This is a genomic window from Salinicoccus siamensis (genome assembly GCF_042429615.1).
Classification (GTDB): domain Bacteria; phylum Bacillota; class Bacilli; order Staphylococcales; family Salinicoccaceae; genus Salinicoccus; species Salinicoccus siamensis.
In genome coordinates this window covers 1-3974 of the sequence record NZ_JBHMAH010000040.1, presented here as the reverse complement: position 1 = coordinate 3974, position 3974 = coordinate 1, and the positions used below count along the sequence as shown (strand labels likewise).

4 protein-coding genes are annotated in these 3974 nt (G+C 34.2%); 1 reads left to right on the top strand and 3 read right to left on the bottom strand.

The annotated features are described in order from the left end of the window. Nucleotides 1-771, top strand: a 771-nt coding sequence (locus tag ACFFLE_RS11140; protein ID WP_380572268.1) for a hypothetical protein, incomplete at its 5' end; no start/stop codon positions are given. Between the two features lie 920 nt (nucleotides 772-1691). On the opposite strand, the gene ACFFLE_RS11135 is transcribed toward ACFFLE_RS11140, so the two are convergent. The 3 genes from ACFFLE_RS11135 to ACFFLE_RS11125 all read right to left on the bottom strand — a co-directional run. Next, nucleotides 1692-1874: a hypothetical protein gene (locus ACFFLE_RS11135; protein WP_271402494.1), complete on the bottom strand. Its 183-nt coding sequence runs from the start codon at nucleotides 1872-1874 to the stop codon at nucleotides 1692-1694. Between the two features lie 245 nt (nucleotides 1875-2119). Further along, complete coding sequence (locus tag ACFFLE_RS11130) at nucleotides 2120-3394, bottom strand: ApeA N-terminal domain 1-containing protein (RefSeq protein ID WP_380572265.1); 1275 nt, start codon at nucleotides 3392-3394, stop codon at nucleotides 2120-2122. Nucleotides 3395-3436: 42 nt separating this feature from the next. Then, the coding region (locus tag ACFFLE_RS11125) for a GIY-YIG nuclease family protein (protein ID WP_380572263.1) at nucleotides 3437-3974 on the bottom strand (538 nt) is incomplete at its 5' end.

The window sequence follows — 3974 nt, the reverse complement described above, 5'->3', positions numbered from 1 at the left end:
ATGAAAATGGATGTGAATGGTGCATTAAAGTGGGCGTATATGAAAAAAGGAGGGGCAGGTATGCAGATTATTGGGGCACAGAAAACGCAGGTGTTGGATCTGATCAATCGATTTGGGGTGATCGGAAACAAGACGCTGTTTGCGTTTTTCGAAGGGGCAATTAGTCGGCATATGTTATATAAGATACTGCGGTTTTTGACGAAACGGGGCTATATTAAAAAGGGAAATATTGGGCCACTCTATTATGTCTATATCACACCAGGGGCCACCGGGTTAGTGAGTGAGCCAATGCATGCATTGCGGACACTTAACCAATCCGAGTTGGTGCATGATTTGCGGGTGGCGGACTATATCATAAAACAGTATCTGCGGTTGAGAACGAAAGATGCCGTCTCCCAAGTGGGATTTACCACGGAACGGGAATTGATTGATGACGATCTGATTGAGCAGGTGGATGCGACTTCGGACTGGAAACGCTCCCGTAATATCGACACTGTAAAGCGCAAAGTGCCGGACGGCTACTTGCATATCAAACGGGTGGACGGGCGGAAACAGGCCCTAGCGATTGAATATGAGCTGACCCAAAAATCGAAAGGCAAGTATGAGGAGATTTTAAAGCGCTATGCGCGGATGTATGCACACGATGAATTGAACGGGGTCGTGTATATCGTGGCAGTCCCTCGGATTCAACGGCAGATTGAGGCCGTGCGCAGTTCAAGGGGGTACACCCTCCCGATCAAATTTCATGTGGCCGATCGGGTGTGGGGTTAACCCCGGCCGTGCTGCATGGCACTCAGGGAAGCTGATTTATTTTTGGATTTTTAGGGGGCTTTTCTCCACTCAAAGTCTTATTAAAACAGATGGATCTATAAATAGATCTCCGGTGTTTATATATATCAAAACATCAAAAAGAGCCTTCAAAACACTTGTAAGGACTTAAATCATAGGAAAGCACCCTAAACATGATTTGAACGCTCATATGCGCTTATTTGGATTTCTGACATGCCATCCTGCATCTATTCTTTCCCTTTCTTATGCAGCGCTTCCCATTTCTCCGTTTTAACTAAAAATCCCACTGCCATTGTACCCATCTTAATTATGGGTCTAGTATGTCACTTCTACATCATTCTGCGACAGCAAGTCGATTAAATAACCCCATGAGATTTGCTTCAACTTATGATTTGGAAGATGGATTTCCAATTATTTTTAGAGTGTATTCTATTTAAAATGAAATACAAAAGCTGAAAATCAGTAAATGCAGTAAGAGCATAAGGAGGTTTTTCCGGATTTTCATCCTACAAAACCTCAAAAACCTTGATATGTCGGCAGTGCCGACAATATACTTTTCCGTCCGGATTTTAACCAAATGTACCTGTTTAAGTACATGAAAACAGCTATTTTTTGATGTAATATTACAAATGTACCTGTTGAGGTACATCTAAATTGGAAGGAGATTGATAAAAGATGGCACGAATTGATGTAAAAGATTTTGATGAACAAGAGACGGTTCGGCTAAAAATGATTGCGCAAGAAAAAGAAGTCACTTTCAGTGAATGAGTCAGAGCAGTATTAGAAAAAGATTTCTGATCGGACATAGAAAACCCCGAGTAATGGTCGTTTTATTCACTGCCATCATTCGGGGTATAGCTCACTCTGTGGGTTAGGGAAATGGTGTTTTTATCAGACAGCGTTTAAACGATATACTTGATTGCGTGTTTGAATATCGTGACTTCCTGGCCATCCACATCTAAATAAATTTCATACTTTCCTGCAAACAACAATTTTCCGCGCATTGCTTTGCCATCTTTAAATGCGACTTTTATTTCTTTACCGAGCTGATTAATATATCCATACACGCGTTTGTTCTCTTCCATCTTCACGTTTCCTTTCTTTAAAAATTGATATATTTATAGCTATGTTCTAACACGTTTTTCATTTAACATTTTTTCTGAGCAAAATTAAAAGGCATCCTAATGATACACTCTAAATCCAGTAGTCCCAATGTCATCATACTGTCTATTTAGGGTCTACCCTAAGAGTGCGAAGTGTTTATAATAGAAATATATACCTATAATTTTTAACCAGTCATGATTTGGCAAATGAATATTGAACAAATTTTCTATTGTAGATTATTAAAGCTCTTAAATTTATATTGTTGAGGTTTTGAAAGTATATATGATTCTCCAATATTAATTTTAAGATAAATGAATTCTTTTATTACTTTTCTAAGTAATTTAGCAACTTCGATTTTATCGACATCTATTTGAGGTTTCTCATTAACATCAAAAAAATGTGAGTGGTAATGTCTAAAATCCTTTAAGTAAGATATAATTTTTTCATCTAATTCAATCTCAGAAAAGATTGAATCTATTATTTCCTTGTCTATACTTTTGAAAATTTCTTCTAATCTTATTTTCAAGTCTCTTTTTTGTTCACAAATAAACCTTCTATGCAATCCTTCTAAAATGATTATATGTGAAAGTAAATAATCATCCTCATATATTGGCTTATATATATTATTAACGTAAGTATCAAATATATCAGTGAGCTTGTCTTCATTATTAAAATATCCATCAATAAATTCAGAAAATCTTCTTTTTAAAAAAGGTTTAACTTGAAAAATCAACTCATTAGAAGGTTTAGATACTTGTATGTTATATTCGTTCGCCCAGAATAGTTTATAATTTTTCTCTTTGTTAGATATATATAATTCTTCTACTTTAATTTGATGTTCAGTAATAAAAGAGATTAGATTACGAATTTTCATTGCTAGTGAAATGATATTGTTGAATGATTGAGGTTCTTTGAATTTAAAATTTAAAAATGGAGTATAATCAAATTTTAAGTCGAAATCTTCACCACGGTTATATTGATTTGCAAGAATAAAATCTGTTACTTCTACACGATTATTTATTAGACATACTCCCAGAGTACTCTCTAAATTTAGTTCAACACTGCTATGAAACCGGTCCTCTTTCTTTCTCCCGTACTTAAAAGGTGAGTTTGTAAATATGTCTTTAAAGTACGAACAGTATATTTTAAAATTATTATAATTATTTTCTTCTGACTCTGATTCAACTTGGGGCTTGGTATCTAGTAACAGATATTGGTAGATAACTTCGACAGTAGTGATATTGTTAGAATTATTTTTTGAATTTATTACAATCCCACCACGTAGTTCTAATTTCTCCCCCAAACTGGTAATGAACGTAATACTTGTTATATTGAGCTCTAATTCTTCTAATGTATCTAAGAAGCCCTCTACCACAAAAGTTAAATTTATCTGGTTGTCATTATATTCTAGTAAACCGCTTTTTGGCTCTTCAACATTGTTAAAATAAATTAAGCCATGGGAAGATAATTTATCTACCATCTTTAATTTAGAAAATTTCATTAACTAACCCCCTTATAGTTTTATTTTGTAAATTAAATTATTTTATGACATAGAAGATCCTAATCTTGGATTCAGTTGATCATGCAGTACTTTTTCAACTAATTGATTTAATAGCATATAAGTTTTATCGTCAGAATCACCTTTTATAATATAAAAAAACTCTACTTTAAATTTAAAATCTGGATTATCTATAATAAATCCACTTAATTTTAAACCACTGGTACTCTGCCAAAGGTATTCCCCAGTTTTTTGGTCTTTTGACACTCCATATATATGATTTAATAGTCTTGTACGTAAGTTATTATCTTTTCCTACATAAAGAATAGGAGACTCCTTATTCTTCTTAATTAATGCAGGAGTCTTTTTGTTCTCACGATGTTTCTCCCATTTGCTATCAAAAACTGAAGCACCCTCTGATAGGCATTCTACTACTTTAAAAACATATACTCCACTAGTATTTTCAGGCACACAATCCTCAATTTTTGCTTTAATTTTATTTCTCTCTTCTTCATTTTTCATTAGATTTTCTGGTATTATCGCATTTATATCAGAAATTTCACCACTCTCATATTCAAAATCA